The sequence below is a fragment of the Hoyosella levis genome, from assembly GCF_026008515.1.
Classification (GTDB): Bacteria; Actinomycetota; Actinomycetes; order Mycobacteriales; family Mycobacteriaceae; genus Lolliginicoccus; species Lolliginicoccus levis.
The window spans coordinates 114,801-139,427 of the sequence record NZ_BQYM01000004.1; the positions used below are offsets into that span (position 1 = coordinate 114,801).

General features: G+C 67.8%; 28 protein-coding genes. 17 read left to right on the plus strand and 11 right to left on the minus strand.

The window, feature by feature from the left end; all coding sequences use genetic code 11:
• Nucleotides 1-170: 170 nt before the first annotated feature.
• The gene (locus QC765_RS05850; protein ID WP_278313499.1) at nucleotides 171-440 is read right to left on the minus strand and encodes a DUF2537 domain-containing protein; all 270 of its coding nucleotides are present in this window, start codon (nucleotides 438-440) and stop codon (nucleotides 171-173) included.
• Complete coding sequence (locus QC765_RS05855; RefSeq protein WP_278313500.1) at nucleotides 437-1,267, minus strand: TrmH family RNA methyltransferase; 831 nt, start codon at nucleotides 1,265-1,267, stop codon at nucleotides 437-439. The genes QC765_RS05850 and QC765_RS05855 overlap by 4 nt, the downstream gene beginning before the upstream one ends.
• Nucleotides 1,268-1,348: 81 nt before the next feature.
• Here QC765_RS05855 and QC765_RS05860 point away from each other — a divergent pair, with 81 nt between their 5' ends.
• Both QC765_RS05860 and QC765_RS05865 read left to right on the plus strand, forming a co-directional pair.
• Nucleotides 1,349-2,566: a GNAT family N-acetyltransferase gene (locus QC765_RS05860; protein WP_278313501.1), complete on the plus strand. Its 1,218-nt coding sequence runs from the start codon at nucleotides 1,349-1,351 to the stop codon at nucleotides 2,564-2,566.
• A gap of 108 nt (nucleotides 2,567-2,674) precedes the next feature.
• Complete coding sequence (locus QC765_RS05865) at nucleotides 2,675-2,920, plus strand: DUF2530 domain-containing protein (RefSeq protein WP_278313502.1); 246 nt, start codon at nucleotides 2,675-2,677, stop codon at nucleotides 2,918-2,920.
• Nucleotides 2,921-2,948: 28 nt separating this feature from the next.
• Here the strand turns inward: QC765_RS05865 and QC765_RS05870 are convergent, their stop codons facing one another.
• Entirely contained in the window at nucleotides 2,949-3,497 is a 549-nt protein-coding gene (locus tag QC765_RS05870) for a phosphatase PAP2 family protein (RefSeq protein ID WP_278313503.1), read from the minus strand.
• A gap of 9 nt (nucleotides 3,498-3,506) precedes the next feature.
• Nucleotides 3,507-4,295, minus strand: coding sequence for a DUF3027 domain-containing protein (locus QC765_RS05875; protein ID WP_278313504.1), 789 nt, complete (start codon nucleotides 4,293-4,295; stop codon nucleotides 3,507-3,509).
• Between the two features lie 64 nt (nucleotides 4,296-4,359).
• On the opposite strand from QC765_RS05875, the gene QC765_RS05880 reads away from it, so the two are divergent.
• The 4 genes from QC765_RS05880 to QC765_RS05895 all read left to right on the plus strand — a co-directional run bounded on the left by QC765_RS05880 (nucleotide 4,360) and on the right by QC765_RS05895 (nucleotide 8,292).
• A complete protein-coding gene (locus tag QC765_RS05880; protein WP_278313505.1) occupies nucleotides 4,360-5,223 on the plus strand; it encodes a glutaminyl-peptide cyclotransferase in 864 nt (287 codons plus the stop codon).
• A 58-nt stretch (nucleotides 5,224-5,281) separates the two neighbouring features.
• The gene (locus QC765_RS05885; protein ID WP_278313506.1) at nucleotides 5,282-6,883 is read left to right on the plus strand and encodes an MFS transporter; all 1,602 of its coding nucleotides are present in this window, start codon (nucleotides 5,282-5,284) and stop codon (nucleotides 6,881-6,883) included.
• A 39-nt stretch (nucleotides 6,884-6,922) separates the two neighbouring features.
• On the plus strand, nucleotides 6,923-7,534 hold the full coding sequence (locus tag QC765_RS05890; RefSeq protein ID WP_278313507.1) for a DUF2771 family protein: 612 nt from the start codon (nucleotides 6,923-6,925) through the stop codon (nucleotides 7,532-7,534).
• Between the two features lie 68 nt (nucleotides 7,535-7,602).
• On the plus strand, nucleotides 7,603-8,292 hold the full coding sequence (locus tag QC765_RS05895) for a lysophospholipid acyltransferase family protein (protein ID WP_278313508.1): 690 nt from the start codon (nucleotides 7,603-7,605) through the stop codon (nucleotides 8,290-8,292).
• Between the two features lie 355 nt (nucleotides 8,293-8,647).
• Here QC765_RS05895 and QC765_RS05900 read toward each other — a convergent pair whose 3' ends face one another.
• Together QC765_RS05900 and QC765_RS05905 are read right to left on the minus strand one after the other, a co-directional pair.
• A complete protein-coding gene (locus tag QC765_RS05900) occupies nucleotides 8,648-9,058 on the minus strand; it encodes a cold-shock protein (RefSeq protein ID WP_278313509.1) in 411 nt (136 codons plus the stop codon).
• 160 nt (nucleotides 9,059-9,218) lie between these two features.
• Nucleotides 9,219-10,235, minus strand: coding sequence for a magnesium and cobalt transport protein CorA (locus QC765_RS05905; RefSeq protein ID WP_278313510.1), 1,017 nt, complete (start codon nucleotides 10,233-10,235; stop codon nucleotides 9,219-9,221).
• 107 nt (nucleotides 10,236-10,342) lie between these two features.
• Between QC765_RS05905 and QC765_RS05910 the strand changes: the two genes are divergently transcribed.
• The 5 genes from QC765_RS05910 (at nucleotide 10,343) to QC765_RS05930 (ending at nucleotide 13,608) form a co-directional block, all read left to right on the plus strand.
• The gene (locus QC765_RS05910; protein ID WP_278313511.1) at nucleotides 10,343-10,597 is read left to right on the plus strand and encodes a hypothetical protein; all 255 of its coding nucleotides are present in this window, start codon (nucleotides 10,343-10,345) and stop codon (nucleotides 10,595-10,597) included.
• A gap of 68 nt (nucleotides 10,598-10,665) precedes the next feature.
• The gene (locus tag QC765_RS05915; RefSeq protein WP_278313650.1) at nucleotides 10,666-11,112 is read left to right on the plus strand and encodes a YccF domain-containing protein; all 447 of its coding nucleotides are present in this window, start codon (nucleotides 10,666-10,668) and stop codon (nucleotides 11,110-11,112) included.
• Nucleotides 11,113-11,196: 84 nt separating this feature from the next.
• On the plus strand, nucleotides 11,197-12,303 hold the full coding sequence (gene moaA / locus QC765_RS05920; RefSeq protein WP_373876693.1) for a GTP 3',8-cyclase MoaA: 1,107 nt from the start codon (nucleotides 11,197-11,199) through the stop codon (nucleotides 12,301-12,303).
• Nucleotide 12,304: 1 nt separating this feature from the next.
• On the plus strand, nucleotides 12,305-12,553 hold the full coding sequence (locus QC765_RS05925; protein WP_278313652.1) for a MoaD/ThiS family protein: 249 nt from the start codon (nucleotides 12,305-12,307) through the stop codon (nucleotides 12,551-12,553).
• Between the two features lie 524 nt (nucleotides 12,554-13,077).
• Complete coding sequence (locus tag QC765_RS05930; protein WP_278313512.1) at nucleotides 13,078-13,608, plus strand: transglycosylase family protein; 531 nt, start codon at nucleotides 13,078-13,080, stop codon at nucleotides 13,606-13,608.
• Between the two features lie 306 nt (nucleotides 13,609-13,914).
• Here the strand turns inward: QC765_RS05930 and QC765_RS05935 are convergent, their stop codons facing one another.
• The 4 genes from QC765_RS05935 to QC765_RS05950 all read right to left on the minus strand — a co-directional run bounded on the left by QC765_RS05935 (nucleotide 13,915) and on the right by QC765_RS05950 (nucleotide 15,653).
• Complete coding sequence (locus tag QC765_RS05935; RefSeq protein WP_278313653.1) at nucleotides 13,915-14,331, minus strand: molybdenum cofactor biosynthesis protein MoaE; 417 nt, start codon at nucleotides 14,329-14,331, stop codon at nucleotides 13,915-13,917.
• Between the two features lie 151 nt (nucleotides 14,332-14,482).
• The gene (locus QC765_RS05940) at nucleotides 14,483-14,956 is read right to left on the minus strand and encodes a MogA/MoaB family molybdenum cofactor biosynthesis protein (protein ID WP_278313513.1); all 474 of its coding nucleotides are present in this window, start codon (nucleotides 14,954-14,956) and stop codon (nucleotides 14,483-14,485) included.
• On the minus strand, nucleotides 14,953-15,453 hold the full coding sequence (gene moaC / locus QC765_RS05945; RefSeq protein WP_278313514.1) for a cyclic pyranopterin monophosphate synthase MoaC: 501 nt from the start codon (nucleotides 15,451-15,453) through the stop codon (nucleotides 14,953-14,955). Before moaC ends, QC765_RS05940 begins: the two co-directional genes overlap by 4 nt.
• Before the next feature lie 14 nt (nucleotides 15,454-15,467).
• On the minus strand, nucleotides 15,468-15,653 hold the full coding sequence (locus QC765_RS05950) for a hypothetical protein (RefSeq protein WP_278313515.1): 186 nt from the start codon (nucleotides 15,651-15,653) through the stop codon (nucleotides 15,468-15,470).
• An 81-nt stretch (nucleotides 15,654-15,734) separates the two neighbouring features.
• Between QC765_RS05950 and QC765_RS05955 the strand changes: the two genes are divergently transcribed.
• The 6 genes from QC765_RS05955 (at nucleotide 15,735) to QC765_RS05980 (ending at nucleotide 22,614) form a co-directional block, all read left to right on the plus strand.
• Nucleotides 15,735-18,032 (plus strand): helicase-associated domain-containing protein, encoded by a 2,298-nt coding sequence (locus QC765_RS05955; RefSeq protein WP_278313516.1) that lies wholly within the window; start codon nucleotides 15,735-15,737, stop codon nucleotides 18,030-18,032.
• Between the two features lie 49 nt (nucleotides 18,033-18,081).
• Nucleotides 18,082-19,752, plus strand: coding sequence for a DNA repair helicase XPB (locus tag QC765_RS05960; RefSeq protein ID WP_278313517.1), 1,671 nt, complete (start codon nucleotides 18,082-18,084; stop codon nucleotides 19,750-19,752).
• A 28-nt stretch (nucleotides 19,753-19,780) separates the two neighbouring features.
• Entirely contained in the window at nucleotides 19,781-20,437 is a 657-nt protein-coding gene (locus QC765_RS05965; protein ID WP_278313518.1) for a DUF3239 domain-containing protein, read from the plus strand.
• Between the two features lie 520 nt (nucleotides 20,438-20,957).
• A complete protein-coding gene (locus QC765_RS05970; RefSeq protein WP_278313519.1) occupies nucleotides 20,958-21,203 on the plus strand; it encodes a hypothetical protein in 246 nt (81 codons plus the stop codon).
• 230 nt (nucleotides 21,204-21,433) lie between these two features.
• On the plus strand, nucleotides 21,434-22,450 hold the full coding sequence (locus QC765_RS05975; protein ID WP_278313520.1) for an alpha/beta hydrolase: 1,017 nt from the start codon (nucleotides 21,434-21,436) through the stop codon (nucleotides 22,448-22,450).
• A gap of 41 nt (nucleotides 22,451-22,491) precedes the next feature.
• Entirely contained in the window at nucleotides 22,492-22,614 is a 123-nt protein-coding gene (locus QC765_RS05980) for a hypothetical protein (protein WP_278313521.1), read from the plus strand.
• Between the two features lie 164 nt (nucleotides 22,615-22,778).
• On the opposite strand, the gene QC765_RS05985 is transcribed toward QC765_RS05980, so the two are convergent.
• A complete protein-coding gene (locus QC765_RS05985) occupies nucleotides 22,779-24,596 on the minus strand; it encodes a long-chain-acyl-CoA synthetase (protein WP_278313522.1) in 1,818 nt (605 codons plus the stop codon).
• Between the last annotated feature and the right edge of the window lie 31 nt (nucleotides 24,597-24,627).

Sequence of the window (24,627 nt, forward strand, 5' to 3'; positions counted from 1 at the left end):
CGCGAATGCCCCAGGGAAACCCCTGGGGCATTCGCCGTTTCGCTCGCATCCATCGAGCCCGGCGGTTCCGATCTCGACCTAGCCGCTGGCTCTCGCCGGGGTAGTGGAGACTTTTCCCGCTCAGCAGGGGAAAAGTTTCCACTAGCGGCGCAGCCACCAACCCAGCCCCCTCACCCGCCAAGGGCGATGCCAGCGAGAACGATCCAGGCGCCCACCGTGCCCGCTGCGAGCCCGAGAGCGGCCCAGCGCTGCACTGGCTCGGACCGGCGCTCCCACAGCACGGGGGCCGCGCCGACGGCGATGAGCGCGTTGAGCCCGAGCGCGACAACGGGATGAATGGCGAGCAGGCCCCACCCAATGATGCCAACGAGCAACCCGGTGGTGATGGCGACGAAGCCAGCGAACACGAGCCCGGTGCCCCATGGGGTCGGCGTGGTCATGCGGTCTCGGTCGCAGCGCGGGCATCCCGTTCGCGGCTACGCTCGTAGAACGCGATGGCGCCAGCGGTGGCGACGTTGAGGGAGTCCACGCCTGGAGTCATGGGGATGCATGCGCGGGTATCCGCGAGCTGCAGCGCGTGGTCGCTGAGGCCGGGGCCCTCGGCGCCGAGGAGGAACGCGATGCGCGGCGTGTCGATGACGGCAGAGAGCGGCACGGATGGCTGCTGGGGAGTGAGGCCAACGGTGTGGAACCCGTGGCGTCCGAGGGAGTGTGCGAGCGTGTCCCAGTCGTCGACGGTGGTGTGGGGCACGCGTAGGACGTGACCCATCGAGACGCGGATGGCCCGGCGGTAGAGCGGATCGGAGCAGCGCGGGCCCACGATGATCGCATCGACCTGGAGCGCGGCGGCGTGCCGGAAGATCGAGCCGAGGTTCTCGTGGTCGCCGATCCCCTCGAGGACGGCGATGGTGCGCGCCTCGCGGAGCACGTCGTCAAGATCGAGCGGACGTGGCTTGGGCGCGATGGCGAGGACTCCCCTATTGAGATGGAAGCCAACGACCTGGGCCATGGTCTCGGCACTGGCGCGGTAGTAGGGGGCCTCGATAGCGCTCAGTGCGCCGTGGAGCTCGTCGTAGCGTCGCGCCACACCAAGGAGGGCGGTGGGCGCGTAGCGGCTCTGGATCATGCGTTCGACGACGATGGTGCCCTCGCCAATGGCGAGGCCGCGCCCGCCGGGCCGATCCGGGCGACGGTCCGCGGTGGTGAGGTCCCGGAATTCGTCGACGCGGGGATCATCGGGGTCGGTGATGTCTACGGGTTGAGCCACTCCCCCATCTTGCCGGTTGCCGGCAGGCTCTCGCGAGGCCGGTGGTTCCGCTCGCCGAGGGGCTGTGCCAAGGTTAGAGGGGTGACGAGTGAGAATGCTTCCGAGGTCAAGGTCCGCACTGCCACCGAGGAGGACTGGCCGCACATCCTCAAGCTGGACAACTTCGCGTTCGGCGCGCATATCGCTGATCTGAAGACGGGGATCACGCGGGACCTGGCTCCGGATGAGAACGTGCTCGTGGCCACGATCGGCAGTGAGGTCGTGGGCGTGACGATGCACTACCAGCTGCAGATCACGGTCCCAGGCGGGGCCCTGGTGGATGCGCCAGGCGTGACGTGGGTGTCGGTGGCACCGACGCATCGGCGCAAGGGCATCCTGCGGTCGATGCTGACCGAGCAGCACAAGCGGTTCCGGGCGTCGGGCGCGCCGATTTCGATCCTGACGGCGTCGGAGGGCGGGATCTACGGCCGGTTCGGGTATGGGCCGATCACGGTGGAGTACACGCGCACGCTGGATCGGCGTTTCGCGCGCTTCCGGGATACAACGGCTGATCCGGGCGGGGTGCGGCTAGCCAGGGTCGAGGAGGCCCAGGAGGTTGTTCCGGCGATCTATGACCGCTGGCGGCGGACGTGCGCGGGCGCGGTGCGGCGGCCGGATGCGTTCTGGCGGGGCGTGTTCGCGGATCCGGAGTCGGACCGCGGTGGGGCTTCGGCATTGTTCTACATGGTGCATGCGGATGGGTTCGTCTCGTACCGGGTGCGCGATCATGCCAAGCGCATGACGGTGGAGGTGTCGGATCTTTTCGCGGTGACGCCGGAGGCCTACATCGCGTTGTGGCGGGCGTTGTGCGCACTGGATCTGATGGAGACCATCACGGTCTCGGAACCGCGCACATCATTGCTTCCCTACTTGCTTGTCAACCCCCGGCTGCCCGCGATCACGGGCTCGTTCGATCTGTTGTGGGCGCGGATCCTGGATATTCCGGCGGTGTTGTCGGCGCGGGCCTACTTCTCGGACCTGGACCTGCCGTTCGAGGTGGTGGACGATTTCCTCGATCAGGGCGGGGTCTATCGGTTGCGCGCGGCGGGCGGCGGCGAGACGGGCGAGTGCTATCGGGTGGACGAGGAGCCTCGCGTGCGGATCACGGCGGGCGATCTGGCGTCGATCTATTTCGGTGAGCATCGTGCCGATACGCTGGCGCAGGCCGGACGGGTGTGGGCGGCGGACGAGGAATCCCTTGATGTGTTCGATCGGGCTTTCGCCACGGCAGCCACCCCGCAGGGCGGCATGTTCTTCTGAGCCGACCACGCGCTTGACGTCCGTTGCCCCATCACGAGTTTCGTTGCGCGGCCAAGGGGTTATCCGACTCGCTGGCGGTGATCGTCGACGACACGCTAAGTTGGCGCTGTGGGTACACATCCCGAACCGCCTCCGCTGCCGCCGCGCCTTGCTGATCCGCGTCCCGTGATCATCGTCGGCCTGCTTAGCTGGATCCTCGCAACAATCGTTGTCGTGGCCTCGGGTGATTCCCTGTCGCACTACGTGCCGTTGTGCATCGCGGGCCTCGGCGTCGCTGCCTTCGGCGGCATCATCTTCCTGCTGCAGCGCCGCTCGGTCCGGCGGGGCGATCGCTCCGCGCAGAGTGGCCTGTGAAGCCTCGGCCCGGCTGGCAATCAGCGCGCTAGTTGCGCTCTAGCTGATGCTGGCGCGGTCTGGCTGGCATCATTACCGCATGCAGCATCAGGCACGCTAGCGCCCAGAGGATGCCGACGAGCCAGCCCGCTACGACATCGGTGGGCCAATGCACGCCCAGGTAGACGCGAGATAGCCCCACCAGCACGGGCAGCGCGGCAAGCAGGGGCCAGGCGCCGCGGGCCCGTACGACCGTCGCGGCGAGCACGATGGCGAGCATGCTACTCATCATGGCGTGGCCGGACGGGAACGCGGAGCTTGTAGCCTCGACGAGAGCCACCCCGGCACCGGGACGTTCCCGGCGCATGACGAACTTGAGGATCCACATCAGGATCCATCCGCTGACCAGCACGCACATGATGGTCGCCGCGTCGTGCGGTCGCCGCCGCGCCATTGACCAGGCCGCCGCTGCGCACCCGATGAGAAGGACAGCGATTCCACTGCCCAAGACGGTGATCGCGGTGAAGAAGTCGCTCCATCCTGGACTGCGCGCGCCGATGACCCATTCCAGCAGCGCAACGTCTAGCTCGATGACCATCGGGGCCTGCTAGGCGTCGACGTCAAGAATGCCGTCATCGTATGGCTGGTACAGGGGCGAGCCGGCACCCGTGGGCAGGGTGCTATCGGAATGCGCGCCGCAGCCAAACCTGGCATGCACGACGTGACCATCGGCGGAGTACTCGTTGCCGCACACCCCGAACGCATGACCGAGCGGGCCGGCGAGAGGCAGGTAGAAGCCACAGTCGTGGCATGCGCCCGGAGCCGATTTCGCCATGCGCGCTTCCGGGCCGAAATCGCTGGCAAGCCAGCGCTCCGCCGCCAGCGCTCGCCCCTCGACACTGAGCACCTGCTTGCGACTCAGCCCCAGTCCGGTGGCGATGTCCTCGACGTCGGGCACGTCGGCCTCGACGCTGCCGGGCACGAGGCGCTCATCGTGATCCTTGGGCGGGAGGATGTCACCGGGCGAGAGATCCCCGGCATCGATGCGGTCCTCCCACGGAACCCACTGGGGCGCTAGCAGCGCGCCATTGCCTGGCAGGAGGGCGAACTCGCTGACCGTGGCGGAATCGGCGCCGGGGCAGGAAGCCACCACGACGTTCCATTCCCAGCCGCGGTAGCCAGGCAGGTGCGCGGCGAAGCGATGGGAGGCGGCCCATTCCTCCTCGGCGACCAGGCCAAGGTGCTCCCCGACCGAAGCCGGGTCCGCGACCTCGCACACTGCCGCGCGCGCGAGATCAACTGCATGTGCCAGCACCGCAGGAACGTCCGCTGCGGCACGGGGGTCCGCGGCAGAGCTGTGCGGGCGCGACACGACGGATGCGTTCACGTCGTCCATCTTGCCTCATTCCGTTGCAAAATCTCGACTCCGTGCCGCAGCGATGTCAGGCAATCTTGATCACATGCATGCAATCCCTCGCCCCTCCCGCCCGCTCATCGCCGTGGCCCTGCTCGTCCCGCTGCTCGGCGCGGCGTGCGTGGAGCCCGGCCTGCCTGGTACTGGCTCGCAGGCTCCGTCCCCCGCCAGCCCCGAGCCCGTGACCCCGGGTCCCGAGGACGCGACATCGACTGTTGAGGTAGTGGAGCGCCATCCGCACGGGCGCGATTCGTTCACCCAGGGCCTCGAGCTCGCGGATGGCGTCCTCTACGAGTCGACCGGACTGGTGGGATCGTCCTGGATGGAGGCGCGGACCTTCCCGGGCGGCGAGGTACTGGCACGGGCGGATGTCACCGATCCCTTCTTCGGCGAGGGACTGACCGTCACCGAGGACATCGCCTGGCAAGTGACGTGGCAGGACGGCGTGGCGATCGCCCGCGATCCAGAGACGCTCGACGAGCAGTTCCGTACCACCTACGAGGGCGAGGGCTGGGGACTGTGCTCGTACGACGAGGATGCGGAGCGAGGTGATCACCTCGTGATGAGCGACGGCACCAGCACCCTGACGGTGCGGGACCCGGCGACGTTCGAGGCCCGCGAGACGATTCCCGTCACCCTCGACGGCGCGCCCGTCGAGCTGCTCAACGAGCTCGAGTGCACCCCCGACGGGATATACGCCAACGTGTGGACAACGAGCATGATCGTGCGCATCGATCCGCGCACCGGCGCCATCGAGGACGTGATCGATGCATCCGGGCTGCTCTCGCGCGAGGAGAGGCAGGGCGCCGACGTGCTCAATGGGATCGCCGCGATATCCGGCACGGACCGCTTCCTCATCACGGGCAAGCTATGGCCGGTCATGCTCGAGGCCCGGTTCGTGCCCCGCTAGCAAACCGTTCGGCACCCGCGGGGCGGCGCGCGCGGCACGGATGCGCGAGAATTGACCGGTGAACCATTCCGCGACGCCACCAGATGATGACGCCGAGGCACGGTTCGGGGAGCATCCGGGCTTCTACAACTATCCACCATCCGGCCTCGATGATCCCGGCCTCGATGATCCCGGCACCGGGCCTGCCGCGCTACCAGCCGCTACGGAATCGCCCACCGCTCCCGGAGCGCCTCGCCTGCCACGCAGGATCACGGTGACGCGCGTAGCGGCTATGCGGTCGCGGCAGCTGACGATGCAGGGCGTCGATGCGTTCCGCCGCGCCGCCACCGCCGACGGCGCCGACAAGTCCGGCCTGACTGCCCTGACCTATGCGACCATCGCGAACTTCGCCGCGGACGCTGCCCTCGCGGTCGCCCTGGCCAACACCTTGTTCTTCTCGGCGACCACGGGCGAGAGCCGCGGCATGGTGGCGCTCTACCTGCTCGTGACGATCGCGCCCTTCGCCGTGATCGCCCCCCTGATCGGACCGGCACTAGACCGGTTGCAGCGGGGCCGCCGGCTCGCGCTGGCACTATCCTTCGTGCTGCGCGGGGTACTCGTGCTCGTGCTGATCAGCAGCTACGACACCGCCACGGCGAGCTTCATCCCGTGGGTGCTGTACCCGGCAGCGCTAGGGATGCTGGTGCTGTCGAAATCCTTCGGCGTGCTCAAGGCCGCCGTCACGCCGCGCGTGCTGCCTCCCGGCATCGACCTGGTGCGGACCAACTCGCGCCTCACTGTCTTCGGGCTCGTGGTCGGCACGATCACGGTGGGCGCGCTGGCAGCCCTGGCGGAGATGACGTTCTCGGCGATCTCTGGCTGGCCCGGGGCACTGCTTCTGCTGCTGGTCATCGCGGCGGCCGGGGCATGGCTGAGCATTCGCATCCCGGCGTGGGTGGAGGTCACCGAGGGCGAGGTGCCCGCGTCGATCACATATCGGGAGCATCCACGGCCAGGCTCGTTGTCGTCGTGGCGGACGCGGATCACCGGCGGACGGCGGCAACCGCTCGGGCGCCTGGTCATCGTGGGCCTATGGGGCACGTGCACCATCCGCCTCGTCACTGGGTTCCTCACGCTGTTCGTGGCGTTCGTGGCGAAGTCGCGCACCGAGCATGAACCCGCGATGCAAGTAGCGATGCTCGCCGTCATCGGCGTCGCCGCGGGCCTGGGCAACTTCGGCGGCAACGCGGTCGGGGCGCGGATCAGGCTGGCCCGGCCCGCGACGGTCGTGGTCCGCTGCACCATCGTGGTCGCGGTGATGGTGGTGGCGGTGGCGGTGACCAACGCTTTCGCGGTGGTAGCCCTGCTCGCCGCGGTGCTCGCCGCCTCGAGCGCCCTCGCGAAGGTATCGCTGGACGCGCTCATCCAGGATGATGTGCCCGATGCGTCGCGGGCGTCCGCGTTCGGGCGCTCGGAGACCGCGCTGCAACTGAGCTGGGTGTTCGGCGGCGCGCTGGGCATCCTCATGCCCACGGAGCTGTGGATCGGGTTCAGCGTGGTGGGCGCGTGCGTGGCAGCCGGACTGGCACAGGCTATCCTGACGCAGCGGGGACGATCGCTGGTCCCGGGCCTGGGCGGGCACCGCCCCGAGCACACCGGCGACGAACCCGCGCAGCCCTGAACCGCAGCATTCCACGACACGCCTTGGGAGAGCTCCTCGATGTCACTTATTCCCCGCAAGTTCCTGATCATCGCCATTGCGGTGATGGTCGTGTCCACGCTGGCGGTGGCGACGATCGTGGGGCTGCAGGTCCGGTTCGGTCGCGATGACGTGCATCGCCCCCACCTCGCGGTGTTCGCGAGCGGCGAGACCCACGAGATCGGCCCCATCCAGTACTGCGACCCCGACGGCATCCGCGAGACCGTGAGCGAGTTCGCGGACATGCCGATGAATAGCGTCGAGCAGCAGAACGCGTTCAACGATGCCCTCGCGGAAGTGTGCGACGAGCCGCAGATGCCCACCATCATCGAGGCGGAACCGGGCGATACGGTGCAGATCTCCCTGCCCAAGGAAATGACCCGCAACTCGCTCCGCGTGCAAGCCCTCTACGAGCCCGCCGACTCCGAGGATGCCTTCTCCGACGAGACCTACGCCCCTGGCGATCGGCACTCGCTCTCCCTCCCCGTCACCGACGAGGAAGGCCGCACGCTCGGCGGCATCCAGCTCGACATGCCCACCGTGTTCGTCGACAACACCGGCGCGGAGCAGCTCGGCACCTTTGCCACCTGGATCGTGTTCGTCGACACCCCGCAGAATGCCGCGTCCGAGTAGCGCGTCCGGCACGCCGCGCAGGGGGCCGAGCGCGCGAGTAGCCCGCGGAACTGGAATGCTGGGGCACTGTGAACAGTTCTGAGGTATCGCCCGTCTATCGGGCAGTAATGCGGGTGTCCTCCCCGGTGGTCAAGCACTGGGGCAGGCTCGAGGTCATCGGAGGAGAGCTGCTCCCGGCCGAGGGTCCGGTGCTGCTCGTCGCCAACCATGACAGCTACTGGGACCCGGTAGCGTTCGGGACCGGCCTGATCGCGCATCGGCAGGTGCGCGCACTGGCCAAGTCGAGCCTGTGGAAGTACCGGCCGGTCGCCTGGGTCGTCGATCGCATGGGCCAGATCCCCATCGAGCGCGGCAAGGGCGACGCCACCGCGCTCAGCTCAGCGATCGCCGAGCTGAAGGGCGGCGCATGCATCGGGATCTTCCCCGAGGGCACCATCTCGCGGGGCGCCACGATGCGCGCGCGCAGTGGCGTTGGCCGGCTGGCACAAGCCGTTCCGGAGGCGAAGGTCGTGCTCGGAACGATCACCGGCAGCGTGGACATCGTGCGCTTCCCCAAGCGGCCCGCCATCCGCATCGAGCTCTTCGAGCCCGAGCAGGGGCAGATGCGGGCGGATGAATCCCCGTCCGAGTTCTCCGACCGGGTGATGGCGGATATCCGTCGCCGCGCGCCGTACGCGCTGCCCGGCCGGAAGCGGACGTCCGAGCGGTACCGCACGCGCATCGAGGCGGGACTGCCCCCGAAGGAAGGCCGCGGCTAGCTGGCCACGTGGCTGGCGCATCGCTCGGGATGCTCCGCCCGCGTCCCGGGCTCCGGACGCCCCAGGCTCGGACGCCCCACGCTCGGACGCCCCGGGCTCCCGGACGCCCCGGAACTGTGCGGTTTTGCACCCTCCGTCGGCGCTGGAAGGGTGCAAAAGGTAACACTTCGGGCGGTATCAGTGGGCTCCCCCAGGCTCAGCCTCGTCGGAGCACTGCCGACGACGCGTTCCGCGAATACAGGTCGGGCGCCAGCCACTATGCATGGCTGGCGCCCGAACTAGTGTTCCGCGCTTGTGTGCAGCTCCTCGGGAGCACTGGGCTCGCAGCGGGCGCACTGGGCCGCCGCGCGCAGAGCTACGCGTCGAGCTCCCGGGCAACGGCACGCATGACCTCAGCGAGGCGCTGCGCGGTCTTGCGCTCCGGATACCGTCCCTTGCCGAGGGTGGACTGCGCGGATGCCTCGAGCAGCTTGATCATGTCCTCGATCATGCCGTGGAGCTCCTCGGGCTCGCGCCGCTTGACCGGGGCTTCCTTCTTCGGGGCATTGCCACGAACAGAGGGGATCGGGTCGAGCACCTTGACGCTCAACGCCTGCGGGCCCCGTCGACCAACGGCCATGCCAAACTCGACGCGCTGTCCCGCTTTGAGCGTTTCCACGCCAGCAGGCAGCGCGGAGGCACGCACGTGCACGTCCTCGCCGTCGTCTTGGGAGAGGAAGCCGAAGCCCTTCTCCGCATCGAACCACTTCACCTTGCCGCTAGGCACTGTGTCACCCGCTCATCACTCGAATGCTTCATCGATGCTGGTCGCGAAATCACGCCAGCCGCGCAGCCCGCCGGTGGGCGGGGCGCGCCTGCAATGGTAGCGCTTCCGAGGTGGTTAGGGCATTTCCCGTGTTTCCGGCCCGCGCGCACCGATACGGCGGCTAGAGCCACTTGTTGTGCTTGAACACGGCGAAGAGGGTGAGCCCGGTCAGCAGCATCATCGAGATAGCCATGGGGTAGCCGAGGGTCCAGTGCAGCTCGGGCATGTGCTCGAAGTTCATGCCGTACACAGTGCCGACGAGAGTGGGCGCGAACAGGATCGCCGCCCACGATGAGATGCTCTTGACCTGCTCGTTCTGCGCGAGGCTCGCTGCTGTCATGTTTCGCATCTCCTCGTTCTGCTGTTGCGCGACGAGGGTGAAGTGCACGGTCAGCGCCGTCTGCAGGGTGGCGCGGAACTGGTCGACGTGGTCGGCGAGGCGCAAGGCGTGGTCAAGCACGTCGCGGAGGTAGCGCTGCAGCTCGACGTCCACCTGATATTTTCCGAACCCCCGCTGCAGCGCCTCGATGATGGTCGGGATGGGCCGGATGGCGCGCTGGAACTCGATGACGGTCTCCGAGAGCGCATAGATGCGCCGGGCCACCTGGGTATCGCCCGTGAAGATCTGGTCCTCGATCTCGTCGATGTCGTTCTCGAGCCCGCGGGCCACGGGCTCGTACTCGTCGACGATGCGGTCAAGGATGGCGTAGAGGATCGCCTCGGGGCCCATGCGCAGGAGTTCTGGCGCCTTCTCGAGGCGGGACCGGACCACGCCGACCTGGGAGGATTCGGCGTGGCGGATGGTGATGACAAAATCTGGGCCAACAAAGACATGCAGCTCGCCGAACTCGACGCGTTCCTCGGCGTCGATGTAGCGCGCCGGGCGCAGCACGGTGAACAGGACATTGTCGTAGCGCTCGATCTTGGGGCGCTGGTGCGCCGAGATGGCATCCTCGACCGCGAGGTGGTGCAGGCCGAACTCGGTGGCGAGGGAGTCGATGTCCTCCATGGTCGGGCGGTAGAGACCGATCCAGGCGATGCCGTCGTGCTCACGGATGAGCCCATAGGTCTGCGCGAGGGTGCCGGGCTCAGCGACCCGCACTCCGTCGACGTAGATCGCGTTGTCGATGATCGCCATCGATCCCCCTGCCTGCTTAGGTGTCCTTCGCTTTATATCCGACGGAGCGGCCCGGGGCACGGTGCTTGCCATAGGAGTTGTCGGTCGCGCCCGGTACCGTAGTGGGCGTGGGAAACGAGTATGGACGCTGGACGCGGACGCGAGAGCCGCAAGCACGGGCCGAGACGCTGGCGCTTCGAGCCGGCGTAGTGATGTTCGTGGTGGGCGCTCTCGCGCTGGTCGCGATCTTCGTGCTGCATGCCACCGGGGCAGCGCCAGTCCTTGCCCTCTACCTGGCGAGCCTGCTGTGCCCGGTCGGCTTCATCATGGCGGTACTGGTGCCCGTGCTCAGCACGGCCCGCGAACGCTCCAGGCGGCGGTAGCGCCCGCAGCTTTTCCCGCGTGGCTGGTTCTTCGAGGCTCGGGCACACTAGGAGGGGGAGGAAAAATGCTGCGTATCATTCTGAACATCATCTGGCTGGTCTTCGGCGGCTTGTGGCTGGCGTTGCTGTATCTGCTGGCCGGGATCATCTGCTGCGTGCTGATCATCACTATCCCGTTTGGCATCGCGTCGTTCCGCATCGCCCTCTATGCCTTGTGGCCGTTCGGCAGCACCACGGTTGATCGGCCGACGTCGGGGACGTTCACCCTCGTGGGCAACATCATCTGGCTGCTGGTGGCGGGCATCTGGATCGCTTTCGGGCATGTCATCACGGCGTTCGCGCAGGCCATCACGATCATTGGTATTCCGTTGGCGATCGCGAACCTGAAGATGATCCCGATCTCGCTTATGCCACTGGGCAAGCGCATCGTTCCGGTCGATCAGGCCAGCAACTACCGCAACGGGTATGGGTACGGCCCCGATCCCTTCCAGGGAGCGCAGCGCTACCCACGCTGAGCATCCCCCTCACGATGACTCGGAACACGCAGTGAGATTGCTGGAATACGGGCATAACCCCGCAAATGTACGCTGGTAGTCACTATGGCAACTGTCAGACTGGGAATCCCGATGCCAGCGAGCCCGTCCTCCATGCCGGGCGGCGCTGGCGCCATCGGAGCAGCGGGCGCGCCCACTTCCGGGGGCCTGCTGGACAAGCACGGCCGCACTGCCAAGGACCTACGCGTCTCCCTCACTGATCGCTGCAACCTGCGCTGCACCTACTGCATGCCCGCAGAAGGACTCGACTGGATGGACCGCGACGAGGCCCTGGAACTGGCCGAGCTGCAGCGCCTCCTGCGCATCGCGGTGACGATGCTCGGCATCGAGGAGATCCGCTTCACTGGCGGGGAACCCCTCCTCTACAGCAAGCTCGATGAGCTTGTTCGGTATACGGCCAGCCTCTCCCCCCGTCCCGAGATCTCGCTGACGACGAACGCGCTCGGCCTGGCCCGCAAGGCAGCAGCATTGAAGGCAGCGGGTCTCGACCGCGTCAACGTTTCCCTCGACACCATCGACCCTGGCCACTTCCACGCGATCACGCGCCGCGACCGCCTCGACGACGTGCTCACCGGGCTCGACGCTGCGCACCAGGCGGGGTTGCGGCCGGTGAAGGTCAACGCGGTCATCCAGCCCGGCATCAACGAGACCGATGCCGCCGAGCTCCTGCAGTTCTGCCTCGACCATGGCTACGAGCTGCGCTTCATCGAGCAGATGCCGCTCGATGCCGGACACGAGTGGCAGCGGGAGACCTTCATCACCGCCGATCGGATCCTGGAGCTGCTTTCCGCCCGGTTCGACCTCGCGCCCCACCCCGAGCATCGTGGCGCTGCCCCCGCGGAACGTTTCCTGGTCAACGGTGGCCCCGCCGCGGTCGGGATCATCGCCTCAGTGACCCGCCCCTTCTGCGGAGACTGTGATCGCACCCGCCTCACAGCGGATGGGCAGGTGCGCAATTGCTTGTTCTCCCACGGCGAGATGGATCTGCGCGCCCTGCTCCGTGGCCCCCGGGCGGTCACCAATGACGCCGATGGTGATCACGTGATCGCGCAGGCGTGGCGGGACGCGACCTGGGGCAAGCTGCCCGGGCATGCGATCAATGACCCTTCCTTCCTGCAGCCCGCACGCTCGATGAGCGCGATCGGTGGCTGAGATGACCGTGACCATGCGCTACTTCGCCGCAGCGGGCCGAGCCGCCGGGAAGGACGAGGAGCAGCTCGACATCGCTGGCGGAACCACGCTCGCCGGGCTAGTGGGAAGCTTGTCGGAACGAGGCCCCGAGCTGGCCCGGGTACTGGGCCGCTGCCAGTTCCTCATCGACGAGCAGGCCGTGTCGGACCAGACCGTTGTCCTCGTCCCGGGCTGCACCGTTGATGCGCTCCCCCCGTTTGCTGGCGGCTGATCGGCTTTCGCTGCCTCGATGCCGCGGCTCCGCTGACCGGCATTGCCTCGCGCGCGGCCTATCGGTGCGCGCGACCTGCACGTCCTCCCGGCTAGCCCGCGGACCGCACGAGGGCGCATTTCGCCCATTTTGCTATCTGTATGCAAATGGGATCTCAAATATTGAGATCTGAACCAGCGCCGCAAGTGTGACGCCGGTTACATCACGAACGTATAACAGGACGGCAACGAATCGTGACTTTTCCCGTTCCACCTGGACTTATGCACTGTTTTGACGTGTACGTGATTGAAAGTGGCATTTGAGAGCCACGTCACCAATACCTTTTGCGACCCCCACGACCCTCCGTAGCGTCACTGCCAGTCAAGCGGAACACCCCGCACGGCGCCCCACCTGCTAGCTACAGCGATCACCCGACGATCACCGCTAGCACGCACCACAGGGGCACCACGGGCCGCATGCCACAGACACCACCAAGGCACACCGACACGCACGCAGTAGCGCAACCGAGAGGAAACACCGTAACCATGAACGCACAGCCCACCAAGACCGCCCGCCGCAACTTCTCCAAGAAGGCTCTGCTCACCGGCGCAGCGATCTCCGCAGCTGGCGTCCTCTTCGCCGCTCCCGCCAACGCCGCCCCCGACTCCGATTGGGACCGCCTCGCACAGTGCGAGTCCGGCGGCAACTGGAACATCAACACGGGCAACGGCTACTACGGCGGCCTCCAGTTCTCCCAGGGCACCTGGGCCGGCTACGGCGGCACCGACTTCGCGCCCCGCGCCGACCTCGCCACCCGCCAGCAGCAGATCGCCGTTGCCGAGCGCACCCTCGCCGGCCAGGGCTGGGGCGCATGGCCCGCCTGCTCCAGCAAGCTCGGCCTCAACAGCGCGCCCACCCCGCGCGCCAACCCCGGCCAGCCCACCAACATCTCCGCTCCTGAGCAGGCCATCGACGCCAGCCCCGTGCGCGCCGAGCTCCTCCGCCTCATCGGCGATGCACGCGCCGCCGGCCTGCCCGTCGCTCCCGAGCTGCTCGACCTGGTCAACAGCCTCTGAGCCTCGCCACGAGTCTCCGCGGCTGAACCCGTGAAGCGCTGAACCATCCGAAAGGCCCGCCCCGCCAAGGGCGGGCCTTTCGCGTTGCGCGCCACCCTTCGGCGCTGTGGCTGCTCGCCCGCTCCCCCGCTCCCCCGCTCGAGGCTCGTTGGTCGCGGCTCTCTGGTTTGCCGGCTTGCCCCGGTTGTGTGCACTTTTGCACCCTCCACCGCGCTTGAGAGGGTGCAAAACCGCACACTTCCGAGGCCGGGGTTCGAGACTGGCGTGCCGAAGCCAGGGCACCGCGGCTAGCCACCCAATGCGAAGCTAGGCGCTGTTGACCCATTCGTCGGTGCCGTCGGTGAATACTTGGCGCTTCCAGACGGGAAGCTGCTCCTTGATCTGATCAACGAGCTCGGCGCACGTGGCGAAGGCCTCGGCGCGGTGGTCGGCGGCGACGGCGCAGACGAGGGCCGCGTCACCGATGGCGAGGGGGCCGATGCGGTGGCTGACGGCGATGGCGCGGACTCCGCGGGCGTTCTGGGCGATCTCGGCGACGACTCGCTCGACGATGCTGCCGGCGGTGGGGTGCGCGGTGTAGTCGAGGGCGGTGACGCCGCGCCCTCCGTCGTGGTCGCGGACGACTCCGGCGAAGGTGACGATGGCGCCGGCCGCGGGATGCTCGACGAGCCTCTCGTGCTCGGTGGTGTCGATGGGGTCGGTGGTGACGGCGGCTAGCCGCACCTCAGCACCCCCAGCTCCCCCGCCCGAGGCCGGGACACCCGAACCAGCCGAGGCCCGAGCCACCGAGGCCGGGACACCAGAACCCGCCGAGGCCGAGGCAGATTCCCCCGAGGCTCCCCCATCGTCGTCCGGCTCGGGCGCGCTTCGTCCGCTAGTCATGGTTGCCGTGTCCTTGGATCTGGTCGAGGGCGTGCTCGAGGATGGGATCGAGGATGGCGAGGCCGTCCTTGACGCCGCCGCGGGATCCGGGGAGGTTGACGATGAGCGTCTTGCCGGCGATTCCGGCGACACCTCGGGAGAGCATGGCGGTGGGGATGCGGGCGACGGCGCTCTGGCGCAGTGTCTCGGCGATGCCGGGTATCTGGTAATCGAGGAGCGCGGCAGTGTGCTGCGGGGTGGTGTCGGTGGGGCTGAGCCCGGTGCCGCCCGTGGTGAGGATGACGCCGCAGCCGCTCGAGAGGGCGTCGCGGAGCGCTTGGGCGACAGGCTCGCCATCGGCGACGACGGTGGGCTCGCTGACGGCGAATCCGCGGCCCTGGAGCCATTCGGCGATTAGGGGGCCGGTGCGGTCGGTGTAGGTACCAGCCGCGGCGCGGGTGGAGGCGACGATGACGGCGGCTTTCATGGTTGCTGCCAATCCCCGGACTTGCCGCCGTGCTTGCTGGTGACGCGGATGTTGTTCATCGTCGCACCTGGATCGACGGCCTTGACCATGTCGTGAAGGGTGAGCCCGGTGACAGCGACGGCGGTGAGGGCTTCCATCTCGGCGCCGGTCTTGCCGGTGGTGGTGATGCGCGCAGTGACGTCGACGGTGGTGTCGTTCAGCTCGAGGTCCACGGTGACGCCGGTCAGCGCGAGGGGGTGGCAGAGCGGGATGAGGTCGGGGGTGCGCTTGGCGGCCATGATGCCGGCGATGCGGGCGGTGGCCAGCGCGTCGCCCTTGGGCAGCCCGTCCTCGGCGAGGAGTGCGATGACCCCGGCGGTGGTGTGGAAGGTCCCCTGCGCGATGGCGGTGCGGGCGGTGACGTTCTTGTCACTGATGTCGACCATGCGCGCGGCGCCCCGATTGTCGACGTGGGTCAATCGGGGCTGCTGGTGCTGCGGTTCGCTTGTGTCGTCCACGGCTGGTGCTGCGGTCAGCGGTTCACCACGGTGTAGGGGTGGATATAGGGCAGCTTGTCGGCGGGCAGCGGGAAGCTGGTCTCGCCGAACGGTGAGAGCGCGCCCGCCATGTCGGAGGCGAGCTCGGTGACGGCATGCGCGCCGTCGGGGAGCGCGGGCCAGCCGGAGTCAACGTATTGGTTCTTCTTCTTGTCAGCCACGGTTCTATTTTGACAGGTCCGGCTCGGTCGCGCGCGGGCGCGGTCCCATTTAGGGGTGCGGAGTCTCTACGCTGGTACTCGATGACGCGAACAAGCTCGGACGATGCTGCATTCGATGCATGGCTGCTGGGGCGTGGCGAGGAGTGGCTCGTGACGCTGCTCTCGGTGCGCCCGGATGTAGCGGTGCCCCCTCCATTGAATGGGCGGGTGCTGTGCGAGCGGGTGCGGCTGCGGGCGTCGGTGCAGCGCGCGATGGACGAGGCGGACTATTTCACGCTGTCGGTAGTGGAGGCGTTCGTGGTGGCGGGGGCGGTGCGCTCGAGGGTGTCGCCGGATGCCGCGGCCGAGGTGCTGCGGAGCGCGGGCCTGGCGTTCGCGGAGGCTGATCTCGCGGAGCGGGTGAGGTGGCTGCGGCAGCGCGCACTGCTGTGGGGGGACGATCCTGGCGCTGGCGACGCGGATGCCGGGCAGCCGGTGCAGTTGCTGGTGGGCGTGGCCGAGTGCGTGCCGTGGCGCGCGGGCAGGCTGGCCTCGTTGCGCGATGTTGCTTCCGTCGATGCCGTGCCAGGGCTGGTGGCAGGCGTGGACGAGTCGCAGCGGTCGATCCTGGACACGTTGGCGCATGGCTCGCCGGTGGGTTCCACCCGGGATGCGGATCCCGGTGCGGATGCGGAGCGTCCAGTCCCGCGGCTGATCGATGCGGGGCTGCTCGTGCGGGTGGATGAGCGAACCGTGGAGCTGCCGCACCATGTGGGCCAGTGGTTGCGCGGCGATGCGATGGTGGATCCGCACGCGGTGGCCGAGCCCAGTGGTGGCGCGCGCCGGGCTCCGGGCCAGGAGCAGGTGGATGGTGCCGCGGCGGGCGAGGTGGCGGACCTGCTGCGCGAGTGCGATGCGCTAGTCGTCGCGCTGGGCGATTCGCCGATGCAAGGGTTGCGCGCGGGTGGCGTGGGCGTGCGGGAGCTTCGTCGGCTCGCCAAGCAGTCCGGAGTGGCGGAGGAGCGGTCTGCCCTGCTGCTGGAGGTGCTGGTGGAGGCCGGGCTGGTGGGGAGCCAGCCGGCGACGAGCGGCCTGGTGCTGGAGTGGGCGCCGACGGAGGCGTCGGATGCGTGGGGCCGGGCTGATATGGCGCACCGCTGGTCGGTGCTGGCGCGGGCGTGGTGGTTGATGCCGCGCAGGCCATGGCTGGTGGGCGAGCGCGATCGCGATGGCAAGCCAGTGGTGGTGCTCTCGGACGAGGTTGGGCAGGTTTCTGCTCCGGCGGATCGCCGGGTGATCGTGGAGGCGGTCGCGGCAGGCCGTGGTGCTGATGCGCTCGAGGTGCAGCGGTGGTTGCTGTGGCGGTGGCCGCGCTTGTCGCGCCGCTTTGGTGGCCTCGTGGTGCGCTCGGTGCTCGCGGAGGCGCGGCAGCTGGGAGTAGTCGCGAGCGGAGTGCTATCGGGGCTGGGCGTCTCTGCTCCAGGGCAGGTTCTGCTCGAGGAGGGCGACCTGACGGCGCTCGCGCGGGCGGTGGACGGGATCTTGCCGGAGCCGCTGGATCATGTGCTGGTGCAGGCGGACCTGACCGTGGTGGCGCCGGGGCCGTTGATGCCGGAGCTGCAGGAGCAGATGACGCTGGTCGCGGATGTCGAGTCGGCGGGCGCGGCGACGGTGTTCCGGGTGACCGAGCGCAGCGTTCTGCGGGCGCTGGACGCGGGCTGGTCGGCGGCGCAGGTGCATCAGTTGTTCGAGAGGCGATCCCGCACCCCGGTGCCGCAGGCGATGTCGTACCTGGTCGATGACATGGCGCGGCGGCATGGTCGGCTGCGGGTGGGCGTCGGTTCGGCTTTCGTGCGGTGCGAGGATTCCGCGTTGTTGTCAGAGATCCTGGCGTCGCCGGTGGCCGATGCGCTGGGCCTGCGGGCGCTGGCGCCGACGGTCGCGGTCTCGCAGGCGCCGTTGACGGAGGTGCTGGAGCGGTTGCGGACGGCGGGGTTCTCCCCCGCTGGCGAGGGTGTGGATGGGGCGATCGTCGATATGCGGCCGCGGGGGACGCGGGTGCCCCCGCATCGGATGCCACGGCGCGCGGCCGCGGGGATCCTGCACGCGCCACCGCGGGAGCAGCTCGAGCAGGTTGTGCGCAACGTGCGGGCGGCGGCAGCGGAGCCGGGCCGGGTGGGCGCGTCGATGTCAGAGACCCTGGCGATGCTGCAGCTGGCGCTGGCAAGCCGGTCGCGGGTGACGATCGGCTACGTGGATGCGCAGGGCGTGGCAGGGGTCCGGACGGTGGTGCCGGTGTCCGTCGCGGGCGGCCAGCTCGAGGCCGTGGACGCTTCGGCGGGGGTGGCGCGGCGGTTCCCGATGCATCGGATCAGTGCGGTGACGGTGCACGACGCCTGATTTTCTGCACAATGGAGGGTCTGTTGCCAAGAGCGTGAGGAGCGTGTGCGTGTCGGGTGGTCCGCTGATCGTGCAGTCTGACAAGACCCTGCTGCTGGAGATCGACCATGAGTCGTCGCCGGCAGCGAGGTCGGCCATCGCGCCATTCGCGGAGCTCGAGCGCGCGCCGGAGCATGTGCACACCTATCGGGTGACGCCGCTGGCGCTGTGGAACGCGCGGGCGGCCGGCCATGATGCCGAGCAGGTCGTGGATGCACTGGTGCGGTACTCCCGCTATCCGGTGCCGCAGGCGCTGCTCGTGGACATCGTGGACACGATGGGCCGCTATGGCCGGTTGCAGCTGGTGAAGCATCCGGTGCAGGGGCTGACGCTGGTGAGCCTGGACCGGGCGGTGCTCGCGGAGGTGATGCGGCACAAGAAGATCGCCCCGATGCTGGGGGCCCGCATCGACGACGACACGGTGGTGGTCCATCCCTCGGAGCGGGGCCGCTTGAAGCAGATGCTGCTGAAGGTGGGCTGGCCGGCGGAGGACTTCGCGGGCTATGTCGATGGCGAGGCGCATGAGATCGCGCTCGATACGAGCGGCGGCTGGCACCTGCGCGACTACCAGCAGATGGCGGCGGACTCGTTCTGGGATGGCGGCTCCGGCGTGGTGGTGCTGCCGTGCGGTTCCGGCAAGACGATCGTGGGGGCGGCGGCGATGGCGCGGGCCTCGGCGACGACGCTGATCCTGGTGACGAACACCGTGTCGGGCCGGCAGTGGAAGCGCGAGCTGCTGGCGCGGACGTCGCTGACCGAGGAGGAGATCGGCGAGTACTCGGGCGAGCGCAAGGAAGTCCGCCCGGTGACGATCGCCACGTATCAGGTGATCACGCGGCGCTCGAAGGGCGAGTACAAGCACCTGGAGCTCTTTGATTCGCGCGACTGGGGCCTGGTGATCTACGACGAGGTGCATCTGCTCCCCGCGCCGGTGTTCCGCATGACCGCGGACCTGCAATCGCGCCGCCGCCTGGGGTTGACGGCAACACTGGTGCGCGAGGACGGCCGCGAGGGCGATGTGTTCTCGCTGATCGGGCCCAAGCGGTATGACGCGCCGTGGAAGGACATCGAGGCGCAGGGCTGGATCGCGCCAGCGGATTGCGTGGAGGTGCGGGTGACGCTCACCGAGGCGGAGCGCATGTCGTACGCGGTGGCGGAGCCGGAGGAGCGGTACAAGCTGTGCTCGACGGCGCGCACGAAGATCCCGGTGGTCAAGTCGATCCTGGCGCGGCACGAGGGCGCGCAGACCCTGGTGATCGGCGCCTACCTGGACCAGCTGGAGGAGCTGGGCGAGCAGCTCGATGCCCCGGTGATCCAGGGCTCCACCCGCAACAAAGAGCGCGAGGAACTATTCGATGCGTTCCGGCGGGGCGAGGTCAGCACGCTGGTGGTGAGCAAGGTGGCGAACTTCTCGATCGATCTGCCGGAGGCCTCGGTGGCGGTGCAGGTCTCGGGGACGTTCGGTTCCCGGCAGGAGGAGGCGCAGCGGCTCGGTCGCCTGCTGCGGCCGAAGAAGGACGGGCACCAGGCGCACTTCTACTCGGTGGTCTCCCGCGACACCCTCGATACGGAGTACGCGGCGCACCGGCAGCGGTTCCTCGCCGAGCAGGGCTATGCGTACCGGATCGTCGATGCCGATGATCTGCTCGGTCCCGCCATCGGGGACGCTGCATCCGAGTAGGACCGGCCACCGACGTAGGCTGGTAGGCGTGCGAACCCTGGAATTCCTTGTTGATGTGCCCCACGCCCGACGTGTGAACGAGATGCTCGGCGACCTGCGCCGGGTGCAGTTCTCGGCGTTGATCGTGATCGCGCTGCTCATCGGTGGCGCGGTAGGCCTGTTCATGGTCGGTGAAGCCTGGGCTTTCGCGGTGGCGGGCGCGCTGCTCGTGGCGGCGGTCGGCATGGGCTACGCGGGCATCTATGCCCCGCGGCGGGCGTCGGACCTGCAAAAGCTCTATAGCGAGTACGAGCTCGTCCCGGCGATGGTGACCGCGGTGCGGCCGCGCGGGGTGACGCTGCTCGCGCTGGTCAACGTGACGCGGGACCGGTCGGGGCCGCCCGTGTGGGCGCTGGTGCCGCGACGGGTGCAGAACCTTCCCGGCCATGAGCGTCGCGAGGGCGAGCGGGTGGCATGCGTGGCAGTGACGTCGGGCGCCCCGGGCTCGAAGGTGTGGCAGCAAGTGCGCCCGATGCCGATCGCCTGGGGGGCGCGCGATACCGACGTGCTCGCGCGGGCAGTGCGGGCGATCCCCCATGTCGAGTGGGAAGTACTGCGCAAGAACATGGTTCGCACCGAGGAAGCGGAGAAGTCACGCACGTATCCCATCCTCAAGGACAAGGAACTGCCGCCGGAGCTGCGCTGAATGGCGCGCACGGCACACCACCCCCATATCCTTTTCGCATTCGCATATCCCTATGTCACCAAGGTGAATTGAGATACGCATCACATTACAATTTGTTCATAGGTCCGCGTTTCGCCCAACCCACCGGCCTGGCATCGCTTAGATTTCCCGTATTGGATGGCGCCCAGCAGTCCACCCTGCCCGGTTTGCCGGGTGCTGCTTCGGGAAACCCCAGGGAACCGGCCGCGTCCCACAGCTTGGGACATTGGTAAACCGTGGGTTAACTGAACGGGAAACCCGACGGTGACGTCCCTCACAAGACTGTTGGTGACGCCACAGTAAACGCTCAGAAAACTCACAGCATATCCGCGTACGAATCTGAGCGTGCCCAAAATGTGATAGCCGCGAGATCCGCGTCAATCGCGTTAACAACGCCAGGCGTAGGCTCCCGATCGCTCGTGCGGTGCGGTAGAAATTTCACCGAGCGCCAAACCGGCGCAGCACCATTCACGTAGCACGACCCGAACCAAGGAGCCTCACCATGGACGCACTTGCCCAGATCGCAGCCGACGCCGAGCTGTTCATCTCCGCTCTCTCCGCTGGCGGCGACTTCTTCTCCGGCCTCGGTGACTACAACGGCGGCACCGGCGACCTGCTCTCCGGCATCGCTGAGCTGCTCGGCGGAACCGATGGCGATGGCGTCCGCTACGGCGTCGTTGGCTCGATGGAGAGCTTCGGCAGCATTGGCGCCGAGGCTGACGCCACCGCCACCGCCGCCGCTGAGTGACTCTCGCTCCCTGAGTGATCCCCCACCCCCGAGCGTGCACCTGCGCCCGGGGGTGCGGTGTATCAGGAGCCGCCCGCGCAACCGCCAAAGGCCGTGGCAGCACCGGGAGAACACAGCACGGTCGCGGACGTGCACCAATCTCCAGTAACGCCCGGTATGCCCTGAAGCGATCGATTAATGTTCCCCGCGAACTACTTCTGTTCCGCATTCAACAAGGTGAGGTCTCATTCATGCGCCGAGCATCGTTCCGACGCAGGCTGGTCACCGCGGCCGCTGCGACTGCCCTGCTGGTCGCCCCCGTCGTGGGCACGAGCACCACTGCCGTTAGCCAGACGTCCGGCGCGTACGTGGTGTCCACCGAGATCACCGGCACGCAGAAGATGACGGTCAACGTCTTCTCCCCCTCGATGGACCGGGTCATCCCGATCGAGGTCCTGCGCCCCGCCGATACCTCCGTGCCGCGCCCCACCCTGTACCTGCTCAACGGTGCTGGTGGCGGCGAGGATTCCGCCACCTGGTCCGCGCGCACCAACGCGGACGAGTTCTTCGCCAACAAGGACGTCAACGTCATCACGCCCATCGGCGGCCGCCTGTCGTACTACACCGACTGGGAGCGTGACGATCCCACTCTCGGCCGCCACAAGTGGGAGACGTTCCTCACCGAGGAGCTTCCCCCCGTGATCGATAGCGCTCTCGGCACCAACGGCGTGAATGCTGTCGCGGGCATCTCGACCTCCGCGACCAGTGTGTTCAACCTGGCCATCGCCCGTCCGGGCCTGTTCAACGCGGTCGCTGCCTACAGTGGCTGCGCCCAGACGGCTGATCCGCTCGGCCAGCAGTACGTCCGCGCCGTCGTCGAGGGCCGCGGCAATGCCGACGCCACCAACATGTGGGGACCCTACGGCGGCCCCGGCTGGGTGGCGCATGATCCGGTCATCAACGCGGAGCAACTGCGCGGCACCACGATCTACGTCTCCAACGGCTCCGGCCTTGCTGGCGAGCACGACACCATCGAGGATTCCCGCGTCGGCGGCGATCAGGCGACCCTGACGAACCAGATCATCGTTGGCGGCGCCATCGAGCTCGCCACCATCCCCTGCACCGTCAATCTGCAGGCCCGGCTGGCCCAGCTGGACATCCCGGCTACTTTCAACTGGCGTCCCACCGGTACCCATTCGTGGGGCTACTGGGAGGACGACCTGCACGATTCGTGGCCCGTCATCGCCGAGGCCATCGGCGTCTCCTGAGCTGAATCGGCTCCCGAACGGACAACCCCGAAAGGATAACCATGGGTTCCATCGCTGACATCGCTGGCTTCTTCTACTCGCTCGCGGAGGTCTCCTACAGCATCGAGGGCCTCTTCGACGGGGCAGTGTTCATCGCAGACCTGATCAGCCAGTTCCAGGGCTGAGCCTGTAGCACGAGGGCCCCGGCAGTGGAATCATTCCACTGCCGGGGCCCTTTTGCTCATAACTCCGCGAGTGTGCGATCCACGACACGCTTTTGCGCTGGAGCTGTCGTTATTCGCACATTCGCGGGGCTGGCCGCGTGCCCCTCGCGGGGCTGATGCCGGGGCTAGAAGCGGATCTTGCCGCTCGCCACATCCTCTGGATACTCCGCGTAGTACTCGATGTAGCCACGCTCAGCGTCGGCGAGGACATACAGCGGGTCGTCCACCTGCTCGGGGTCGTAGCCGGCGTTGCGCAGCTCCACCTTCTGCGACTTGAACGTCGAGGTCTGCTCCACCTCGTCGATGAGCCGCACGAACAAGGGCACCGCGTACGAGGGCAACGTCTCGATCAGGTGGTTCGCGAACTTCTTCCCGTCGAACGATGCTCCGTCGTGCAACTGGATCGCCGCCATGCCCGCCTTGCCATCTGCACCGGGCACCTCCACCCCGTACACCACGGCCTGATCGACCTCGGACAGCGAGCCGAGCGCGCCCTCCACCTCGGTGGTGGCAACGTTCTCGCCCTTCCAGCGGAAGGTATCCCCGAGCCGGTCGGCGAACGCGATATGCCGGAAGCCCTGGTTGTAGACCAGATCGCCGGTGTTGAACCAGGAGTCGCCCTCCTTGAACGCGTCGCGCAGCACCTTCTTCTCGGTGGCCTTCGGATCGGTGTAGCCATCGAACGGGGCACGGCTGGTGATCTTCGTGATCAGCAGCCCCTTGCCGCCCTTCTTGACCTTGCGGAGCTTGCCATCAGCACCGCGGCGAGGCTCCTCGTTCTCCTCGTCATACTCGACGATCGAGAACGGCAGCGGGCAGATCCCGGCAGTGCGCTCCACGTTCAGGGCATTGACGAACGCGAGGTTGCACTCGCTCGCCCCATAGAACTCGGCGATGCGCTCGATGCCGAACCGCTCCTGGAACTCCTCCCAGATCTCCGGGCGCAGCCCATTGCCCACCACCACGCGCACGCGGTGATGGCGCTCGATGGGCTTGGGGTCCTGGTTCAGCAGGTACCGGCACAGCTCGCCGATGTAGCAGAACGAGGTGGCCTCCGACTGCACCACCTCGTCCCAGAACCGCGACACCGAGAACGACCGGCCGATCGCCAGCGTCGCGCCCGCCCCCAGCACCGACGACAACGACACCGTCAACGCATTGTTGTGATACAGCGGCAAGCACGAGTACAGCACGTCGTCGCCGTCGAGGCGCACGCCGAGGCCACCGAGACCTGCCATACTCTTCAACCAGCGCATGTTCGACATCGTGCTGGCCTTCGGCATGCCCGTCGTGCCCGAGGTGAAGATGTAGAACACCTTCTCCTTCGCGCGTAGCTGCACCGTAACCTCCGGGTCCGCGGTCGGCTCCCCCTCCGCGAGGTCATCAAGATCCGGGAAGCCCTCGAGCTTCGCGTCCTCATCGCGCAGGCCCAGCACCGTGCCCTTGACCTGGCCCTCCGGCAGTGAATCGAACGCCTCACGGGCGGACGAGCTCACCACGATCACGGTCGAGTCGAGCAGCTTCAGGCTGTGCTCCAGCACCTCGCCGCGCTGGTTGTAGTTCAGCATGCCCGCCACCGCGCCGAGCTTCGCAGCGGCCAGCGCCGCCAGCAGCGTCGAGGGACGGTTCGGCGCAAGAATGCCCACCACCGAGCCGCGCTTGACACCCTGGCTCGCGTACACCGCCGCGTACTGGTTCACCAGCGCGTTCGCGTCGCCATACGAGATGTCCTTGCCCTCGAACCGCAGGAAAGGCCGATCAGGATGCTTCCCCGCGGCATCCTGGAAGACCTTGCCGACCGAGTTGCGCGTGGTCGCCCGGATCGACAGCAGCCTCGCCGCATCGACGAGCATGCCGGGCGCATCCGGGATCAACGCGGGCAACGCCTTCGCGGCATCGAGCAGGCTAACGGGCTGGATCGGGGAACGAGTCGATTGCTCCATGTCCCTACCCTACGGCGCCACGCCTATGTCC